General features: G+C 45.5%; 16 protein-coding genes. 10 read left to right on the top strand and 6 right to left on the bottom strand.

Annotation, left to right across the window (positions count from 1 at the left end):
• Positions 1–370 precede the first annotated feature (370 nt).
• The 5 genes from QUB35_RS26980 (at position 371) to QUB35_RS27000 (ending at position 6051) form a co-directional block, all read left to right on the top strand.
• A complete protein-coding gene (locus QUB35_RS26980; protein WP_333144717.1) occupies positions 371–1444 on the top strand; it encodes a glucose-1-phosphate thymidylyltransferase in 1074 nt (357 codons plus the stop codon).
• Between the two features lie 296 nt (positions 1445–1740).
• Complete coding sequence (locus tag QUB35_RS26985; protein ID WP_333144718.1) at positions 1741–2274, top strand: hypothetical protein; 534 nt, start codon at positions 1741–1743, stop codon at positions 2272–2274.
• Between the two features lie 252 nt (positions 2275–2526).
• Positions 2527–4665, top strand: coding sequence for a glycosyltransferase (locus tag QUB35_RS26990; RefSeq protein ID WP_333144719.1), 2139 nt, complete (start codon positions 2527–2529; stop codon positions 4663–4665).
• 115 nt (positions 4666–4780) lie between these two features.
• A complete protein-coding gene (locus tag QUB35_RS26995; RefSeq protein ID WP_333144720.1) occupies positions 4781–4999 on the top strand; it encodes a hypothetical protein in 219 nt (72 codons plus the stop codon).
• On the top strand, positions 4981–6051 hold the full coding sequence (locus QUB35_RS27000; RefSeq protein WP_333144721.1) for a glycosyltransferase family 1 protein: 1071 nt from the start codon (positions 4981–4983) through the stop codon (positions 6049–6051). The genes QUB35_RS26995 and QUB35_RS27000 overlap by 19 nt, the downstream gene beginning before the upstream one ends.
• On the opposite strand, the gene QUB35_RS27005 is transcribed toward QUB35_RS27000, so the two are convergent.
• A complete protein-coding gene (locus QUB35_RS27005; protein ID WP_333144722.1) occupies positions 6048–6176 on the bottom strand; it encodes a hypothetical protein in 129 nt (42 codons plus the stop codon). The two genes, QUB35_RS27000 and QUB35_RS27005, sit on opposite strands and share 4 nt — an antisense overlap.
• Before the next feature lie 213 nt (positions 6177–6389).
• The gene (gene glyS, locus QUB35_RS27010; protein ID WP_333144723.1) at positions 6390–8537 is read right to left on the bottom strand and encodes a glycine--tRNA ligase subunit beta; all 2148 of its coding nucleotides are present in this window, start codon (positions 8535–8537) and stop codon (positions 6390–6392) included.
• A gap of 178 nt (positions 8538–8715) precedes the next feature.
• Between glyS and QUB35_RS27015 the strand changes: the two genes are divergently transcribed.
• Positions 8716–9843: a HetZ-related protein 2 gene (locus QUB35_RS27015; protein WP_333144724.1), complete on the top strand. Its 1128-nt coding sequence runs from the start codon at positions 8716–8718 to the stop codon at positions 9841–9843.
• Positions 9844–10447: 604 nt separating this feature from the next.
• Positions 10448–11506, top strand: coding sequence for a GspE/PulE/PilB domain-containing protein (locus QUB35_RS27020; protein ID WP_333144725.1), 1059 nt, complete (start codon positions 10448–10450; stop codon positions 11504–11506).
• Positions 11507–12048: 542 nt separating this feature from the next.
• On the opposite strand, the gene QUB35_RS27025 is transcribed toward QUB35_RS27020, so the two are convergent.
• The 3 genes from QUB35_RS27025 to trpB form a co-directional block, all read right to left on the bottom strand.
• Positions 12049–12681 (bottom strand): ribonuclease D, encoded by a 633-nt coding sequence (locus tag QUB35_RS27025; protein ID WP_333144729.1) that lies wholly within the window; start codon positions 12679–12681, stop codon positions 12049–12051.
• Between the two features lie 151 nt (positions 12682–12832).
• Entirely contained in the window at positions 12833–13339 is a 507-nt protein-coding gene (locus QUB35_RS27030; RefSeq protein WP_333144726.1) for a CAP domain-containing protein, read from the bottom strand.
• Positions 13340–13635: 296 nt separating this feature from the next.
• Positions 13636–14874: a tryptophan synthase subunit beta gene (trpB, locus tag QUB35_RS27035; RefSeq protein ID WP_333085184.1), complete on the bottom strand. Its 1239-nt coding sequence runs from the start codon at positions 14872–14874 to the stop codon at positions 13636–13638.
• Between the two features lie 258 nt (positions 14875–15132).
• Between trpB and QUB35_RS27040 the strand changes: the two genes are divergently transcribed.
• Positions 15133–15501, top strand: coding sequence for a translation initiation factor (locus QUB35_RS27040; RefSeq protein ID WP_333051370.1), 369 nt, complete (start codon positions 15133–15135; stop codon positions 15499–15501).
• A gap of 152 nt (positions 15502–15653) precedes the next feature.
• Entirely contained in the window at positions 15654–16247 is a 594-nt protein-coding gene (recR, locus tag QUB35_RS27045; RefSeq protein WP_333036394.1) for a recombination mediator RecR, read from the top strand.
• Between the two features lie 101 nt (positions 16248–16348).
• Here the strand turns inward: recR and QUB35_RS27050 are convergent, their stop codons facing one another.
• Positions 16349–17497: a flagellar assembly protein H gene (locus QUB35_RS27050; protein WP_333144727.1), complete on the bottom strand. Its 1149-nt coding sequence runs from the start codon at positions 17495–17497 to the stop codon at positions 16349–16351.
• 258 nt (positions 17498–17755) lie between these two features.
• Here QUB35_RS27050 and QUB35_RS27055 point away from each other — a divergent pair, with 258 nt between their 5' ends.
• The gene (locus tag QUB35_RS27055; RefSeq protein WP_333144728.1) at positions 17756–19867 is read left to right on the top strand and encodes a prolyl oligopeptidase family serine peptidase; all 2112 of its coding nucleotides are present in this window, start codon (positions 17756–17758) and stop codon (positions 19865–19867) included.
• Positions 19868–20155 lie beyond the last annotated feature (288 nt).

A 20155-nucleotide genomic window follows, 5' to 3' on the forward strand; every position in this document is an offset into this window, starting at 1 on the left:
AAGGATAACTCAGAGTTCACCCAGTCAGGAACCTCAGCCTAAAGGCATGAGGCTTGAAGGAGAAATCTAACAAGCCATTCTGACGGGCCTAAGTCTTAACTGACTACGTTTTTTGGGTCACGATACCGGAGAATGCGAAGCTAGTTTTCCGCTCTATCGCTGAGGGTTAAACAGTCCTAAGGTCACTGGGACGGTGCTTTCAGCCTAACAAGCCCTTAAAACATTGACCGACAAGCTAACTTTACTCCGAAAGGAGAACGGGACAACCATATCCCGGCGGGGAGGCAACCATACCTCCCCAACCCCGCAAGGGGATTTAATTCAATGTAAAGCCGTCCTAGAAGGACGGGGTTTCAAACCCATAATTCTGATGAAAGCACTCATCCTCTCTGGCGGTAAAGGAACACGCTTGCGTCCCCTCACCTATACGGGTGCTAAGCAGTTGGTTCCTGTAGCAAATAAGCCGATACTGTGGTACGGAATTGAAGGAATTGTGGCGGCTGGGATTACGGATATTGGGATTATTATTAGTCCCGAAACCGGGGAAGAGGTGAAGACGAAAACAGGAGATGGATCTCGCTTCGGGGCCAAAATTACTTATATCTTGCAAGAAAAGCCGGCGGGGCTCGCTCATGCGGTAAAAGTTGCCAGACCATTTTTGGGCGATTCTCCGTTTATTATGTATTTAGGAGATAACTTAATTCAGAATCAGTTAGATCCGTTTTTAGAGATTTTTAACAAGCAGAAACTAGACGCTCTGATTTTGCTGCGTCCCGTTCCCAATCCCTCTGCATTCGGTGTGGCAAAAGTTGATGAGAAAGGCAGAGTTTTGGAGTTAGTAGAAAAACCACAAGATCCGCCATCGAATTTAGCACTGGTGGGAATTTACTTTTTTGCTCCTACTATTCACGAGGCGATCGATCAAATTCAACCCTCTGCCCGCGGCGAACTGGAAATTACAGACGCTATTCAACAGCTCATGAATCAGGAAAAACAGGTAGAAGCCTGCAATTTAGAGGGCTGGTGGCTGGATACGGGTAAAAAAGACGATTTGCTGAGTGCAAACCAAATCATTTTAGATAGCCGTATCGTAGCTTCAACTGAATTAAAAGTAGATGCCAAAAGTCAAATTATCGGGCGAGTGCAAATAGGGGAAGGAACGGAGGTTATTAATTCTACAGTTCGGGGGCCAGTGGTAATTGGGGAAAATTGCCGCATTGAAAACTGCTTTATCGGGCCTTACAGCAGTATTGCCGATCGCGTGACGATGATTGATGCTGATATCGAACACAGTGTAATATTACAAGGGGCGAAAATACTTGGCATTCACCAGCGAATTGTTGACAGCGTGATCGGGCAGCGAGCTCAACTCACCAATGCGCCCGCTCGTCCAAAAGCTCTGCGGTTTATGATTGGTGATGACAGTCAAATTGAGTTAGCTTAAATAGGAAGGAGAAGGTTGTGCGATTGATTCGAGGTAAGGTGAGCAATGTATCTGTGTCAACTTAAGCTCAAAGGTACTACGAGTCTACTGTCTTCTTTCCACAGTCTTCCCGATCCCCCCTAACCCCCCTTAATAAGGGGGGGACAAGACTATTCAAAGTCAACCCCTACTCCCCTTCTTAAGGGGGATTTAGGGGGATCGAGACTCGGATAGAAACCAGATTTAGACATGGTTTCAGTCTTAAGCTGGCACTAAGGGTGGGCACGGCGTAACTTACATTTAAAGGAGAAGAAAGTTTGCAGTACGAAGAAATACCAACTCAACAGATAATACATAAATTGCGGCAAACTTTGGAGCCGCGAATTGGTATTGCTGAGCCGTCGCTGTTGGGAATAGAAAATAGTACGATCGCCCAAAATGAAGATGACGAAGACATCGCCCTTTTAAAGGCGGGTTTCGACATTTATAACATCCCCATTACCTCTTACCAAAGGCGACTCGGTTCCGCAGTCATTGTCGTTAGGAAAATAGTCCGAAAATTGCTCAGACCGGTACTCGAACGACAAGTAATTTACAATTTTGCTAATACCCGCGTCGTGCATACATTAAGCACACAGTTGCAACAATTGCAAGAAAATCAACAAACTATCTTTGAAAAAATTGAATCGGAATTCAGCAGCGAATATCCCGAAGTTACAGCACAGCTTGAGACTCAACAAAGAGCGATCGCAACTTTTCAGTCGGAAATAGAGCAAATTAAAGCAGTGCAGCAGCAACATACTGCTATTTTAGAGAAGATTACCGCTCAATTGCTCGATCGACAAAAATAAAGCATCAAAGATGACCCAAAAAAAATTGGTCGCAACCCCCCGATTCAGTCCCGAGAGCAATGCTTCAATGCTTCAATCAAAAATCGAAAATTATTCAATTCCTCAATCTAAAATCCTAAATCCCAAATCGAAAATTCCTCAATCCTTCAAATTTTCAATGATTCAAATTTTCAATGATTCAATCCCAAATAAAAAATCCTTCAATCCTTCAATTCCTCAATCTAAAATCTAAAATCTAAAATCTAAAATCGAATGACTGCACTGCCCATATGCTCGTTAATTATAGTCAACTATAACGGTCTGCGCCACACGAAAGATTGTTTAAAATCTCTACAAAAACTTGCGTATCCCGAATCGCAACTAGATTTAATTGTAATTGATAATTGTTCTCAAGACGATTCCGTTAATTCCCTGCGCGAACTATTTCCCAAAGTTCGGATTTTTGTCAATACTGCCAACAACTTTGCTAAAGCCCTCAACCTCGGCATCAGCGAAGCAAAAGGGCAATATATCGGCTTTCTAAATAACGATGCTACCCTTGACAGTCGCTGGTTAGAGATTCTTGTAAAACGGCTAGAAACTAATAAAGAAGTAGGGGCGACCAGCGGCAAATTGTTGTTTAAAGACGGGCGAATTAACAGCGCAGGTATTCAGCAATTACCTAATTTTTATTGGCAAGATGTGGGATTTGGCGAAAAAGATGCGGGACAGTACGATACAGAACGGGAAGTCGAAGGGCTGTGTTGGGCCGCGGTGCTTTTCCGCAGAGAATGTCTCGAAGATGTGGGACCGATAGATGAAGATTTTGTGATGTATTTTGAGGATGTAGAGTTTGCAAAACGCTGCCACAAACGCGGTTGGAAAATGCTTTATACTCCTGCCGCCATCGCCCATCACGAATATCGGGGTTCGAGTAAAGGAAGCAAACTTACCGAGTATTTCTGCAACCGCAATAGGTTTTTGTATTTGGCAAAACATGAACCATTGCAATTAGTCAAAGGAATTCATACTTCTGATTTTTTTACTAACAAGCAGTACGATTTGCTGTTCGAGAGTTTATTTGTAGCGATTAAAAAACTTCTAGATTATCAGAAACCAGAAATCATCGAAACTGTATTGCCACAGTTGTCGGAAAAGTTGGCGGTGATTTACAGTCGCCTGAAGATCGATCGCATTTTGTCTCGCTTACAGGTGGTTCGGGGCGATCGCAAAATGTCGATCGCCATTTACGATCACGGACTGCATTTTATCGGCGGCGGCCAAAAATACGTCGCTACCCTCGCCTCGCTGCTGCAAAATGAATTTGACATTACTTTTATCGCCAACAAACCAGTTGCTGTTTCCGACTTAGAATCCTGGTATGGACTCAACCTTTCAGGATGCAAAATTAAAATTATGCCCTTGGCGTTTTACGATAAACGCGGAATGCAGTGCATCGATTCCAGCATCATCGTGGAAGATATGGAAAATCCCTTTGATGAAATTGCCAGAGAAAGCAAAAACTACGATATTTTTATCAACGCGAACCAACTGGAAAAAGTTAAACCACTATCGCCAATTTCAGTATTTTTCTGTCACTTTCCCAATACCTTCCGCAACCGTCATTTTGCTGTCGATGATTACACTTTCATTATTGCCAACAGTCAATTTACCGTCAAGTGGTTGGAGAAACGCTGGAACCTACAGCCAACTTTTCTGCTTTATCCCCCCGTGGAAATGGCAACAGTTAAAGTGCCGAAAGAAAACATAATTTTGGCGGTGGGACAGTTTGAAGCTGGGGGAACAAAAAAGCAAATTGAACTAATTAAAGCTTTCCGCAGTTTGCTAGCGGATTATCCCGAAGATTTTCAAGGATGGCGACTAATTTTAGTTGGCAGCAGCATTCCGAAAAATCCTTATTTAAAGACTGTTCAGAATTTATTGAAGCAAGATTCAAGGGCGATCGAGCTAAAAGTCAATGTTGACTTTGATGAGGTAAAATCACTTTATGCTAGAGCGAGCATATTTTGGCACGGCTGCGGTTTGGGTGAAGTCAATCCTCAAAGATTTGAGCATTTCGGGATGGCGACTGTGGAAGCAATGCACAACAGTTGTGCTCCGATTGTTTTCAACGGCGGCGGTCAACCGGAAATTGTCGAACATGGGCGATCGGGCTTTGTGTTCAATACCGTTGAGGAACTTTGCCAGCGTTCACATCAACTAATTGTTAATCCCGATTTGCTAGCAGAACTTCAAGCAGGTGCACAGCAACGCAGTCAGAACTTTAGACTTGCACATTTTGAGAAAAAAGTCAATAGTTTTTTTGATATTCTTCACCAAGAGTATGCTACAATTCGGCTGCCAAATCCTGCCGATATAGCTCAAATGCTCGATATGGAACGCGATCGATAAATTGCGTAGGGGCGGGTTTTACCAACAATATTTAATGATTGCAAACAATTTATATAAACCCGCCCGTACACCGCCAATAACTAACATCAAATCTGACTTCTGTGCAACCATAAAAATGTACATTTTCATTGTTCGTTGGGTGGGGGCGGGTTTAGGAAATTATGGGTTTTCGGCAATTATTGTTGGTAAAACCCGCCCCTACAATTGGGATAAATTTTGGTTGGGTGGGGCGGGTTTAGGAGATTATGGGTTTTCGGCAATTATTGTTGGTAAAACCCGCCCCTACAATTGGGATAAATTCTGTTCTATAAAATCATGTCTAATTCACTGTTAATCAATTTGTCCTTCTTAACACCCGAACCAACTGGAATCGGGACTTACGCCGCTAATCTTTTCCCGCAACTGCAACAGCTAGAACCAACATTACTGACTTCCCAGCAAATTAACAATTATACTTGCTATCAAATCCCAGAAACTCTGACACCGGATCGAGGGTCAAAAGGACAAATTAACAGGCTGCTGTGGACTCAATTCAACTTGCCAAAGATTTACAAAAAATTGCAGTCAAGCCTGATATTTTCCCCCATTCCCGAAGCACCTTTATATTCCGGCTGCCGCTACATCGTCACAGTTCACGATTTAATTCCTTTGCGATTTCCCCAACCTTTTTCTCGATTAACAGCTTATTTCCGCTACTACATACCCCAGGTTTTGCAGCAAGCAGAACACATTATTTGCGATTCTCAAGCAACGGCGGCAGATGTTGCTAAAATTTTCCAAATTCCGCCTAAAAAGATGACCGCAATTCCCCTAGCTTGCGATAATATTAATTTTAGATATCTCGACTTGCCCGCCAAAAATTATTTTCTTTATACCGGCAGACACGATCCTTACAAAAACTTGGAAAGATTAATTGCTGCATTTGCGAGTTTACCCGATCGCGCAAATTACGAATTGTGGCTAGCTGGGCCTCCCAATGCCTACACACCGCAGTTGACAGCACAAGTTGAAGAATTAGGTTTACAATCTTTCGTAAAGTTTCTCGGTTACGTTCCCTATTCTCAATTGCCCGTACTGATGAATCAGGCGATCGCCCTAGTTTTCCCTACACTTTGGGAAGGATTCGGCTTACCAATTTTAGAAGCAATGGCTTGCGGCACACCCGTCATCACTTCCAACCTGTCATCAATGCCAGAAGTAGCCGGAGATGCCGGATTATTAGTCAATCCTTACAGCGTCCCAGAAATAGCCGAAGCCATGCAAACAGTAGCCACAGATTCAAAAGTGCGATCGAACTTAAAAACTGCTAGTTTAGCCAGATCATCTCAATTTAGCTGGAACAAAACCGGCAAAGCAACCGCCAACATCTTACAACAATATCTTTAAACCTTCCCTCTCTTCCTCTCTGCGTCCTCTGCGCCCTCTGCGGTTAAACTCACATCTTGCACCATTGTCAGCAACAGGCAAGATGCCTGTTCCACAAAAGATAAATTTTCTTGTGGAACAGGCATCTTGCCTGTTCACAAAAGGCTATTTGAGAATGGTGCAACATAGGAGTTAAAACTGACGGAAAAGTCTAGTATGTGTGGGTTTCAGTCCTCTTAAGAGGACTTTCGCTTTGAGACGGGGGTTTCAACCCCCGGCGGACTGAAGCGGAGGTTTTCAACCCCCGGCGGACTGAAGCGGAGGTTTTCAATCCCCGGCGGACTCAAATATTGTAAATTCTAAGTTTTCACGATCGCCCCAAAGTCAGCCAAAACCCGCGCGTGATTCCGCAGCAAACCCAGTAAATTCAACCGATTTTGCTTAATTTCCGGGTCAGAATCCATCACCAAAACGCTTTCTGGCCCGTCGAAAAAGTTGCTGACAGTCGGAGCAATTTCCGTCAAACTATCTACTAACTGCTGGTAATTCCGAGTTTGTTTGGATAACAGGGTTTGCGGCACTAACTGCACGACTGCATCATAGAAAGCTTGTTCAGACGACTTTTGAAATAACTCCGGTTTCACCGCCGTTTTCGGTTCCAATTGTATTTTATCCAAATCACCTTGAGCCGCCAAACGAGTTGAACGGTTGACTGTTTCGTAAATTAGATCCAAAGTCTGGTTATTGCGGATTTGTTGGAGGAAAAGTGCTCTTTCCAGTGCGTCTAACAAATCTCTCAATGCTCGTTCAGTATATTCTGGGTCGTTTTCTCCCAAAACTGCATTTACCAAATCATAATCTACATTCTTTTCTTCTTGCAACAAAGTCCTAATTCTTTGCAAGAAAAACTCGTATAATTGCGATAGCAACTCCCCCGGTGTTTCTGGGCGCGCTGCGGTAAATTCGGCAACAACTTCTGCAAGCAACTTGTGCAAATTGACTGGCAACTGAGCCGCCCAAATAATGTTAGTTATTGCATTCGCTGCGCGGCGCAAAGCGAAGGGATCGGATGAACCAGTCGGCAACATTCCCAAACCGAAGATGCTGACTAATGTATCTAATTTGTCGGCTATGGCGACAACTTGACCTGTCAGAGTTTGGGGCAAATTGTCGCCCGCACCTTTGGGCAAATAATGTTCAAAAATCGCTGTGGCTACTGTTTCCGATTCGCCACTTGCTAAGGCGTATTTCTGCCCCATGATTCCTTGCATTTCGGGAAGTTCGTAAACCATTTGGGTTACGAGGTCGGCTTTGCAAAGTAAGGCTGCTCTCGCTACATCAGCTTGCTCTTCCTCTGTGATTTGCAGTTGATTGACAATTAAACTGGCAATCTTGCACAGCCGATCGACCTTTGCGCGTACTGTCCCCAAATCTTCCTGGAAAGTAACTGTTTCCAACTTGGGCAAATAATCCTCTAGAGGCTTTACCAAGTCTGCTTTGTAGAAAAACTGACCGTCTGCCAATCTTGCCCGCACTACTCGCTCGTTACCGGCGGCAATAATCGCGGCTTTAGCGGGAGATCCGTTGGAAATTGTAATGAAATAGGGCAGAAGTTCTGGATAATCGGGGCTTTTGAGGATGGGAAAATACCGCTGGTTTGTAACAATAATTGTGGTGATTACTTCCGGCGGCAATATCAAAAATTCTTCGTCAAATTTGCCGACAACTGCGTTCGGCCATTCTACTAAGTCGGTGACTTCTTCTAACAAATCTTCGGTAATGTCGGCATAACCGCCTTGTTTTGTTGCTGCGGCTTCTACTTGTGCTTTAATTTGATTTTTGCGCTGGGTTCGATCGACCTCCACGCAAGCAGCCCGCAGACACTCGACATAATCCTCGGCTTGCCGAATCGAGACAGGCTGCGGATGTAACACCCGGTGTCCTTGGGAAATTCGATCGCTCTTGACCGTATCCGAACCACTCACCAATGTAATTGGCAGTACAGTATCATCTAACAGTGCCACGATCGATCGAATTGGGCGCGGAAACTTCAAATCTCCGTCGGCCCACCGCATAAATCTTTTGCCTTCTAACTTGTTAATCCACTGCGGCACAAGTTCTGTCAAAATATCCGCTGTCAGCCGCCCCGGAATCTTTTTGAGCACAAACACAAAATCGCCTTTATCCGTAGCGCGAACTTCCAAAGCATCAATTTCTACGCCCTGCTTTTTCGCAAAACCTTCGGCTGCTTTCGTCGGTTTGCCATCTTTAAAAGCCGAACTTGCGGGCGGCCCTTTTACCTCTTCTTCTCTATCTAATTGCTGAACTGGCAGTCCTTTCACGAGAACGGCCAAACGCCTCGGAGTAGCGTATACATTAATAGACTCATTTGTCAAGGATTCTTCTGCCAGCGTTGCAGGTACAAGTCGCTGCCACTGCTGGGCGCTGCCTGAGACAAAAGATGCGGGCAATTCTTCTGTACCGAGTTCTAATAAAAAGTTAGGCATATCGCACCGTAATGGAATTTTGTTTAGGGTAATTTAAGGTAATTTATCCGATCGCGCGTTGGCGTTAGCGAAGCGATCCGAAGGAAAGCCCTCGAAGAGGATCGTATATCTGAAAAATACTCAAAAATCCAGGATACCACGTAAAATCGGGGGTGAAAGACAATATTCTCGGCAGCCCATGACCTTGGCGGAAAGACTAGGACAAGATTGGAAGTCTCGACTCGAACAAGATTGCCCGCAGGAGAGTTCTAGCACTCGCGAGAGTGTTGTCCGCTGGCTGTTGGGAGACAAGCCCGAAAGATTTGACACTCTTAGCCCAACTCAATTGTCTGTTGCCTCTGGGGCGATCGACTTTTTATATCGAATTTTGATTTCTCGGTATCTGGGAGTACCGCCAGAAAAAGCTTACCGCAACTTGATCGGGCGACTCGGCGGTTTGGTAGTGCTCCGGCAAAAAATCCAAGCGTGGGTTTCCCTGAGTCGCGACAGACAGCGGAGTGCGGTGGAGGTACTACAAGAAGTGATTCAGGAAATGCTCAATTCCGATCGCTACCTGCAGCAGCAAGTCGCCTGGATTGCCGAATGCACCTCAGACAGACGGCTGCGAAATGCTTTGCTGCTAGCGAGTACAGAAGAATACTGCTTGCGGCCGATCCGCAACCAGCCGCTGCTGGTGTACCGTTTTGTCAACTACCTGCGGCGTGCCCAGCGGGGGGGGTTGACCCAAGTGCCTGCGGGAGACTGGGTGCGGCTGGTGTCGGAACAGGTTCTACCCGACGATACAGACGAACCGCTCAGCCTGCTAGACGAACAGGCGATGTCCGAGTATCGAGAAAATCAAGCTTGGGAAGAGCAGCAAACTCAGCGGCAGATTGTCCAACAAGAATTTGAGAATTACTTGGCCGCTGAAGTCGATCCGCTGGCTTCCCGGTGGCTGCGGCTTTACCTCCAAGGTCGTTCCCAAGAGGCAATTGCCGAGGATTTGAAGGTTCCAATCAAGCAAATTTACCGTTTGCGAGAAAAAGTCAGTTACCACGCGATTCGGGTTTTTGCGGTCAAACAAGCACCGGAATTAGTCGCCAACTGGCTGGAAACTTCGCTCCAAGAACACAGTTTGGGCTTGACTCCGGCTCAGTGGCAGCAATATTTACAAAACCTCACGCCGGTGCAGCGGCAGTTGGTAGAATCGCTGAAAGCAGGGAAAAGTGTAGAGACGATCGCATCTGAATTAAAGCTGAAAACCAATCAAGTCATCGGCGAGTGGAGCAAACTCTATTTAGCAGCTCAATCTCTCCGCAACGAGTAGATTGGTAATGGGTGGCAGGCAATTGCTAATTGTTAATGGGCGGTAGCATTTTTCAGAATCCGCGCTACAAATCAATTCCCTCACAGCCACAGAGTTCTGCGAGTTTCCCCGTGGAAAACCGCGCGATGCCCTTTGTATCAATTCAGGTTAGATTAATCGGGCTCTTGTAGCGCTGCCGAGACGATCGCGCTCCGAGACGATCGCAGTCAACTCTCTGAGGTAAGATACTAGCAGCACGATCGACTTTTCAGGATTTTTTAACCAATCCTAAATTCAGCGGTGGCCCGTAAATCATCGGTTGTGGTGCATCTATAATACTTGTGCATTAAAGACATAATTCTGTCGTTGCTAGCCACGGGAATCAATTTCGGGCGATCGATGATAGTGGGTCTAGACTGCGCCAGTCATCATCTAGTTCTCAATCTTTTGGTAGAATTTGAGGCTGCAATACAGCAGGGAGAAAATTCTGGGACTAAGGATGTTTCTTTAATAAAAGCTTCCGGTTGTTAGGCCAATTCCTCCGTCAGGGAAGTTGCAGCGTTTAATTTTATCGCATCAGGTTGGTGCGTCGCGCTCGATCGCGCTTCCAACTACAAAGCAGCTAATGGTACATACATCTTCAACAGACTCGGCAGCTACAATGGACTCCGATCGAATATTTCAACTAATCGACACAGTTGTCCCCTTTGAAGCTTGCCTTTACTATCAAGTTTTGCCTTTATCTCTAGAAGGTAATCGGTTTAAATTGGGCGTAGTCGATGCCCAGGATGACTCCGCCTTGGACTACGTGCAGCGGATTTTAGCTTACATGAATTGCTCAGTCACAACAGAGCCAATTGCGTCGGAAACTCAGCGCTCGATGCTCTCAGCTTACTTGCTGCACGGGAGCCAGCTTCGAGAACCCAGCCAGACAGAAACCGCAGCAGCCCCAACACCCAAAAATCCCGCACCAGCAATTTCACGCCCCAAAGCAGAAACGCTGCTGTCTGTGCCAGAACCCTCGATGCCCGATCGTGAGCAGTTTAAACCTGCTGGCGCCGAGGTTCCCCCGACACCGACACAGCTATCGGTTTTGAATGTCGAGGCCTTGCACTTGTCAAGCCCAGTCGAAGTTTTGGCAACTTTGCCCGCGCCCCAACTGCTGGAAGAATTGCTTGGTAGAGTGCTGCGAGAGGGTATCGGCCGCCTGTTTTTTGAGCGGCATCAGTCCCAAGGCCGGATTCTTTGGAGTCAAGACGGCGTTTTGAAATCGATGCTCGAAGGTATCGATATCGTCCTTTTCCAAGAGGTCATCGACGAGTTGAAGCGGCTGACAGATATGCCTGTGTGCCCGGTGGAACAGCCCAAACAAGTCGAAGTTGAGCGCATCTATCAAAACACTCATTTGCTGTTGCGCTTGCGGGTAATGACGGTGGGTGGCAAGGAAGAAGCCACCCTGCAAGTTTTGCGGGGGGCAGCTTTGAGGTTTTACCAGCAGCAGCAGTTGTCTACTTTGAGTCGCGACGCGCTGCGGCTGGCCGAAGAATTGCAGCGGAAAGTGAATCAAATTCGCGATCGAACTCGCCTTTCTCCTGTGCCTTTAGAGGGGTTGCCGGCTTTGGAACAGGTGATTAGAAATGTTGACGACCAAATTGAAGCATTGATGCACGAACACAATCCCTAGCAGCCCTACTTAGCAAGAGCTCACTGTTTTGAATTTTTTTTTTACTCATATCGTTTCCGGTTGTATCGGAATGATTTAACCGCAGAGGGCGCAGAGAACGCAGAGGGAGAGAATACAGAGAGGAATATTTCCGATGCTACCGGATTTGATATCACATCAAGTCCGGTGAAATAATAATAATTACGTTTGTAGTGAGGACTCAAGTCCAAGCGAGTTTTATCATAACTCAAGTTTTCACTACAAAACAATTTGATGGCAGTTCTGCCAGGTGCTATCTAGTCCGGTCGATTCCCTTCGCTTCGCTTCGCCCGAAATCAGGTAGGGGCGGGTTAACCAATAATATCTGCCAATAATTGACAATCTCAAAAACCCGCCCGGCCGGGATATTATGGTCAATCGATCGGACATAATATGACACAAGATTATACCAGTTCCCTAAAAGAATGGAACTGTATGCCTGTACTCTAAACCCTGGTACTCATCAGTCATTCCCAATCTAAAATCTAAAATCTAAAATCTAAAATCTAAAACCTAAAATGGTATTAGCCATGCTCAAAAACATCCTTGTACTGCAATAAATCCAAACTCACAAAAACGGGCAAACACTGAAAACATTGTTGTGCAATTTCCCAGCGTTCTTCTCGCTGCAACATAGCAGTCAACTTTTGTTTAGCGCTCAGCAAATAGCGGACATCGTTAGCAGCATAATTTAGTTGGTCGTCAGAAAGATTAGTCGCATTTCCCCAGTCGGAACTTTGAGATGTTTTATTTAATTCTACCTTTTCAAGTTCTAAAATTAATTCTTTCAATCCGTGTTTGTGGGTATAAGTTCTAGCAAGTTTACTAGCTAGCTTGGTGCAGAAAACTGGTGCAACGTCAATACTTAAATTGTAACGCATTGTTGCCATATCGAAGCGCGCAAAATGAAATACTTTCTCAATATTTTCGGCTTCCATTAACTTCTTTAAATTCGGTGCTGCTGTCTGATCTTTGGCAATCCGCACCACTGCAACTTTACCTTCTGGATTGCACAACTGCACCAAACACAAGCGATCGCGCCAGGGTAGCAAACCCATTGTTTCCGTATCAACGGCGATCGCCTCTGCTGTCAAATAGTAAGATAAGAGAGAATCGGGAATATCACGATCGCACACTTGAAAATCTGCAAATTCCATTATTAGTAATTGTTGACTGTTGACTGTTGACTGTTGACTGCCTTCTTCCCTCTTCCCTCTTCCGGCTTCCATCGGACTGACATCCGTTACATCCGTTACATCCGTTACATCCGTTACAGAATCCGTTGCCGAACTTCCTTCTTCCTCCCGCTTATCGACTGCGGACAAAAAGCTGAGTAAAATAATACTCGCCTTTGGCATTTTTCGCAACCCCAATACCGGTCACATTAAACTGACCCTCCATATTCTTACGGTGGCCGTCACTTTTAATCCAACCCTCAACAGCATTGCGTACCGGGTCGCTGTAGCCCATATTGTAAGCAAGATTTTCAGCTACACTTTGATAAGGAATCGTAATTGCTTTCGCCCGCCCCTCAAATCCATCGTGGCTGAAACGTACTTTACCGTTAGCCATATTTTCGCTGTGAATTCTTGCTATCTGACTGATTCGCGGATCGACACTCAGCGGCGGCAACTTCTTAGATGCTCGGTATTGATTTATCTGTTGGTTAACCGCTTTTTCTAAGTCAGTAATAGCACTCGAAGCAACATTAGTATTCATGGGAGTTTGTGGCAGCGATCGCGTAGGAATGGAAGTGTCACACTTAGGCAGGATTGTCAACAATCCCAAGCAAATCGAAATCAAACCTTTGGACATGAAATCAAACGAAAAATAAAGTTAATTGTTACCATTAGTGTCAACTTAATGCCAAAAGTAATATGAGTATACCGTCTGAGGATAAGCCTCTAGATCCCCCTCGCATACCCCCTACTCCCCCTTAATAAGGGGAGTAGGGGTTGACTTTGAACGCTTCCAGTCCCCCCCTTATTAAGGGGGGCTAGGGGGGATCTAGACTTCGATACAAACGAGAGATACAAAGGATTTTAGTCTTAAGTTAACACCAATTAATTGTTACCAATTCCTACAGGGCGATCGCCCCACATTCCGCTAACCTAGATATTCAGAACCTTCGCCACAGTGTTCACGTCTTTATCGCCGCGTCCCGAACAGTTAAGCACAATGCGCGGATTGCCTGTTAGCTGCGGGCACAGAGTCTCCAAATAGGCGATCGCGTGAGAAGTTTCCAAAGCCGGAATAATCCCCTCCAACTGCGAAAGCCGCTGAAATGCTTCCAGCGCTTCTGCATCAGTTACGCTATAATATTCAGCCCTGCCCGCATCCTTCAAATAACTGTGTTCCGGCCCCACACCCGGATAATCCAAACCCGCACTAATCGAATGCGGCTCAATCACTTGACCTTCATTATCTTGCAGCAAATAACTCATTGCCCCGTGCAGAACTCCCACACTTCCTTTAGTCAAAGTAGCAGCGTGTTTATCAGTTTCCACACCTTCGCCCGCCGCTTCAATACCAATCAATCTAACAGTTTCTTCCCCGACAAACTCGTGGAAAAGACCCATTGCATTAGAACCGCCGCCGACGCAAGCTAATAAAATATCCGGCAAACCACCCCACTTTTCCTGGCACTGAGCGCGGGTTTCTTCACCGATTACTGCATGGAAATCGCGTACCATCATCGGGTAAGGATGCGGGCCCGCTACGGAACCGAGAATGTAATGAGTTGTTTCGACATTTGTCACCCAGTCGCGAATCGCTTCGGAAGTCGCATCTTTCAGCGTTCCCGTACCTGCAGCCACCGGCCGCACTTCGGCACCCATCAAGCGCATTCTAAACACATTTAAAGCCTGTCTTTCCATGTCGTGAACGCCCATGTAGACAACGCATTCTATACCAAAACGAGCGCAAACTGTGGCGGTAGCAACGCCGTGTTGACCGGCACCAGTTTCAGCAATTACCCGCTTTTTGCCCATGCGTTTTGCCAGCAATGCTTGAGCTAAAGCGTTGTTGATTTTGTGAGCTCCCGTGTGGTTTAAATCTTCGCGTTTGAGGTAAATTTGCGGGCCAGTTCCGTCTGCTTTAGCGTAGTGTTCGGTGAGGCGTTCGGCGAAATACAAAGGGCTGGGGCGGCCGACATAATCTTTGAGCAGTTGTTGGAGTTGCTGTTGAAATTCCGGTTCGCTGCGGTATTTGTGGAAAGCGGCTTCTAGTTCAAATAAAGCGGGCATCAGGGTTTCGGGGACGTATTTGCCACCGAATTTGCCGAATCTGCCGAGGGAGTCGGGGCGTTGGGCGCTGGTTTCGGTGGTGAGATGCAGGGGGGTGACTGTCATTTGATTTTAGATTTTAGATTTTAGATTTTTTAGATTGGCGGGTAAGCTAGAGGCGGGCGTGTCGATCGCGCGCTTAGTCGATCGTACCAAATTGCTTGGGGACTTGAGGCGATCGAACAAATTTCATTATAATTCCCTGAACCCTTGATGGGCTAATACAATAGGTATAATATCAGAGTCTAAACGAGCGATCGCCGCCTTACACCCAATCCGCTAAAACTAGAAATACCAGTAAAAAAAGTTCAAGCATCTTAACCTATGGCAGCATCCAAACGCAAAGATTCTGACAGCAAAACAACCGAGGGCAAACGAATAGTTTACTCCGAGTTTGGCAACGTTGACAACTCGGCCGCCCTCCAACGGGGAGTTGCCGAAGTTCCCCCCAATCAACAAAACCTCAAAATCGAAGCATCCCGAAAAGGACGCGGCGGCAAAACAGTTACAATCATCAGCGGCTTTCAGGAAAAACCCGAAACATTAGCAACTTTAGCCAAGCAGCTAAAAGCCCAATGCGGTACTGGCGGCACAGTCAAAGATAATGAAATCGAAATTCAAGGCGAACACAAGCAAAAGTTGCTAGAAATTATCACAAAATTAGGCTACAAAGCTAAAATTAGTGGAGGGTAAATTAGTCAATATTCCTCAGTGTATGGGCGGGACTGGTTTATGATATACTTAGTTTTAAACATAGATGGTTGGTAAAACCCGCCCCTACATCGCACAAATTATCTTGTCGCGAATCAACCAGAAATGATATTACCAATTACCGCCAATTTTTAATGTACACTCGACCTTTAGCTCGTTTAATCGAACAATTGCAGCGCTTGCCGGGAGTCGGCCCAAAAACAGCCCAGCGGCTAGCTTTACATATTTTGAAGCGACCGGAAGAAGAAGTGCAAGCCCTAGCTAAATCTTTGATTGATGCCAAACAGCAAGTAGGTTTCTGTCAAGTATGCTTTCACTTATCTGCTGACCCTGTTTGCGAAATTTGCCGCAATACCAACCGCGACACTCATACCATTTGTGTAGTATCAGAATCCCGCGACGTAATCGCTTTAGAAAAAACGCGGGAATACATGGGTAAATATCACGTTGTTGGCGGCGTTATCTCGCCGATGGATGGAATTGGCCCCGAACAATTGAACATTCAACCGTTAGTGCGGCGCGTCAGCCAGCAAAAGGTTAAGGAAGTAATTATTGCTATTAGTCCCAGCGTGGAAGGCGAAACTACTACTCTTTATATCGGTCACTTATTAAAACCTTTTACCCTAGTGACGCGCATAGCTTTTGGTTTGCCGATGGGGGGAGATTTGGAATATGCCGATGAAGTTACATTGGCTCGTGCTTTGGAAGGAAGGAGGGAGTTGGATTAGTTATAATTTGTCCCGCATCTAAATTGTGTTTTCTGGCGGGCGGGACGCCCAACCCCTACTTTCCACAAGAACTCGATCGAGCTTAATCGCTCTTTTTTTACTCAAAGGGAAGAGTTTTCTATTCGAGCCATTAGTTCTTCTATTGACAAATCCGGCAGTTGTGACAGCAATAGCGATAAATTTTCGGCCGACAATGCGAGCAAATTTGGGATGAGATTGACGGTGTTTACTTCTAATTGACCAAAGCGCTTTCTCAAGACATTTTCGGCGATTAAAGTTTGTACTTGTTGTCTATCTGCTTGGGCAATTGGCAATGTGGATAATTGCACTAACAACATAGTGAATTCACCAACAGGTAAAGCCGAGACAGAGGCAAAAAAGGCAATTGTCTTAGCGTCTAAATCCCCAAATCTGACTTGCAGAAAGTTTTGCAAAATCAACCGCTGTGCTTCTTCTCTTCCTTCTTCTCTTCCTTCTTCTCTTCCTTCTTCTCTTCCTTCTTCTCTTCCTTCTTCTCTTCCTTGTTGTGTGGCCTCATCTATTTTTTGTTGTAACAGAGGTACGAGCGCCATAACTAACTCCTTATCTTCCTGATTTCCTGGGGTACTAGCTGCTAAATTTACTTGCAGATTCGCTTGCAGGTTGTACAATAATTCTAGCGTATTAGCTCGTAGGGGACTATCAACAGGCAATCTTGTTAATTCCGCGATCGCCCCTTGCTGTACTTTACCCTTACCTAAAATCCGCAACCACATCGTTTCTGGAACATTCGGTAGCTGGTGGATAGCTATCAATCCTACTCGCCAAACTTCCGATAGAAAATAAACCCCCCTCCCCCAACCTTCTGACTCTTCTGGAATCATAAAATTAAAGCTGCTTAACAAAGCCTCCGAAGCAGTGGGAGTCAGAATCCACAATCTGGGTAATTGTTGGGATTCTAAACGTTGCTCTTCTCGATTAGCTCGGCGCAGTAATTCTGCCCTAGTATTTAAAAGTTTGACAACACAACTGAAAATATCCTCTGTATTGACGGCATTGCGAAATGGTTCGATCGCAGCCACAGTCGCAGTCATTTGACCTAACAAACCTAAATTCTCTACGTATTCAGGCGATACAGAAGTGGGTTTAAACCAGATATCAATTTCTCGAACTTGAGCAGAAACATCTTTACTGGTTTCTACTTCTCCTAGAGGTGACAATAACTCTCTTAGGTATTCTTTGGCAAACTGGTCATGGGGAAATTTAGTCATTCTTGGGAAGCACTTTATTCCGAAAGAAACTAAATTAATTATATCTCATTTTAAAATAGTATTTATTGGCGATAGGTTCTATGTTAGACACCCAATATTTTAAAGGATTCAGGTATCAAAGTATTCGGTTTTTTGAGGTGGGGTTACTTATTTAACCAAGATTTAGGATAAAATCTCAAATCCCAAATTGAGCTACTCTCCCCTGTCACTGCCGCGAAAGGGTAAACTGGAAAAAGTTACCGAGAGTAGTAAAAAATCATGACCCAATTCGATCGACCTTTAAGCTACCCCACAACCCGCAAAATCGACCAAACAGACGACTACCACGGCGTCAAAGTATCCGACCCCTACAGGTGGCTGGAAAACCCTGACTCGGAGGAAACCCAAGCTTGGGTGGAAGCCCAAAACGCAGTCACTTTTGCCTACCTCAACGAAATTCCGGCGCGGGAAAAAATCAAACAGCGCCTGACTCAACTTTGGGATTACGAGAAATACGGCATACCTTTCAAAGAAGGATCTCGCTATTTCTACTACAAGAATGACGGCCTGCAAAATCAATCCGTACTCTACACATTAACATCCCTCGACGACGAACCCAAAGTATTAATTGACCCCAACACTCTCTCAGAAGACGGAACTGTTGCTTTGGGTGGGATAGCTATCAGCGAAGACGGCAAATACATGGCTTACGGTTTGTCAACTTCCGGTTCCGACTGGCAAGAATGGAAAGTCCGCGATATCGAAACAGGTGCAGATTTATCGGATCATTTAAAGTGGGTGAAATTCTCAGGCGCATCCTGGACTCACGACGGTAAAGGCTTTTTTTACAGCCGCTACGACGAACCCAACGAAAAAAGCAAGCACGAAGACGTTAACTATTACCAAAAACTGTTTTATCACAAGTTAGGAACAGCCCAATCAGAAGACGTATTGATTTACGATCGCCCAGACCAAAAAGAATGGGGATTTAGCGGCGGCGTCACTGAAGACGGCAAATATCTAATTATATCAGTTTGGCAGGGAACTGAAACAAAAAACCTGATTTTCTATAAAGACTTAACAGCCCCTGAATCGCCTGTTGTAGAACTCATTAACGAATTCGAGGCAGAGTACAGCTTCATCGACAATGAAGGCCCTCTGTTCTGGTTTCAAACTGACTTAAATGCACCTTGCGGCCGGGTAATTGCGATCGACACCAACAACCCACCTCCTTCATCCCTCGCTGGTGACGAAACCCCCCCGTCGCCCAGGGAGGGGGGGTTCACAGAAATTATCCCCGAAGCAGCAGAAACCCTCCAAGGCATTGGCCTGCTGAACAATCAATTTGTGGCTTCTTATCTGAAAGACGCCTACACCCAAATTAAAATCTTCAACTTAGACGGCTGTTTCGCGCGAGAAATAGCTTTGCCGGGAATCGGTTCGGTGGGAGGATTCGGCGGCAAGCGGCACGACACCGAAACTTTTTATGCTTACACCAGTTTCACTGCACCAAACACCATTTATCGGTATAATCTGGTGACAGATGAAAGTACGATTTATCGGCAGCCCAATGTCGATTTTAATCCCGACGATTACGAGACAAAACAAGTATTTTACCCAAGCAAAGACGGTACGCAAGTACCCATGTTTATCACCCACAAGAAAGGCTTGCACTTGGATGGCAATAACCCCACCTACCTTTACGGATACGGTGGTTTTGGTATCTCGCTAACTCCGAGTTTTTCTGTTAGCAGGATAGTGTGGTTAGAGATGGGCGGAGTTTATGCGATCGCCTGTTTGCGGGGAGGTGGCGAGTACGGCGAATCATGGCACCAAGCAGGGACAAAGTTGAATAAGCAAAATGTGTTTGATGACTTTATAGCTGGCGCTGAATGGTTGATCGAAAACAAGTACACCAAGCCTGCAAAATTGGCGATCGCAGGCGGTAGCAATGGCGGTTTATTAGTGGGGGCTTGCATGACTCAGCGGCCGGAATTGTTCGGTGCAGCATTGCCCGCAGTCGGCGTTTTGGATATGTTGCGCTTCCACAAATTTACCATTGGTTGGGCTTGGACTTCTGAATACGGTTCGCCGGAAAATCCCGAAGAATTTTCCACAATTCACGGCTATTCTCCGTTGCACAATCTCAAACCGGGAACGGCTTATCCGGCGACAATGATTACAACTGCCGATCACGACGATCGGGTGGTTCCGGCCCACAGTTTCAAGTTTGCTTCTGCTTTGCAAGAAACCCACGCGGGAGAAAAACCAGTGTTAATTCGCATTGAAACTAAAGCGGGACACGGGGGCGGCAAACCTACTGCTAAAGTGATTGAAGAATTGGCAGATGAATGGGCTTTTTTAGTGCGCGAACTCGATATTGACGCTTAACAAGCCGCATTAGGGCGTGCGATCGACGCAGTTTCATGATTTAGATAGAAAGAGGGTGTAAAGGACGATCGTTCTTTTTGAATGGAAGGGCGATCGTTCTTTTTTGTCACCGCAATCCTGGTATTAATATATAATTTGTCAAGTTTTTTTGTTAAGTTTTGTAGCCTTAAGTGGCTATTATTACATGGCTGTGAGTTTACTGCACACCAAATTAGGATCGCGAATTAAATAACTTACAATTTTAATTGTTATTGTGGGATGGGCGTCCCGCCCGTCCAAAAAGGACGG

It is taken from the genome of Microcoleus sp. B13-B6 (assembly GCF_036705405.1).
Classification (GTDB): Bacteria; Cyanobacteriota; Cyanobacteriia; order Cyanobacteriales; family Microcoleaceae; genus Microcoleus.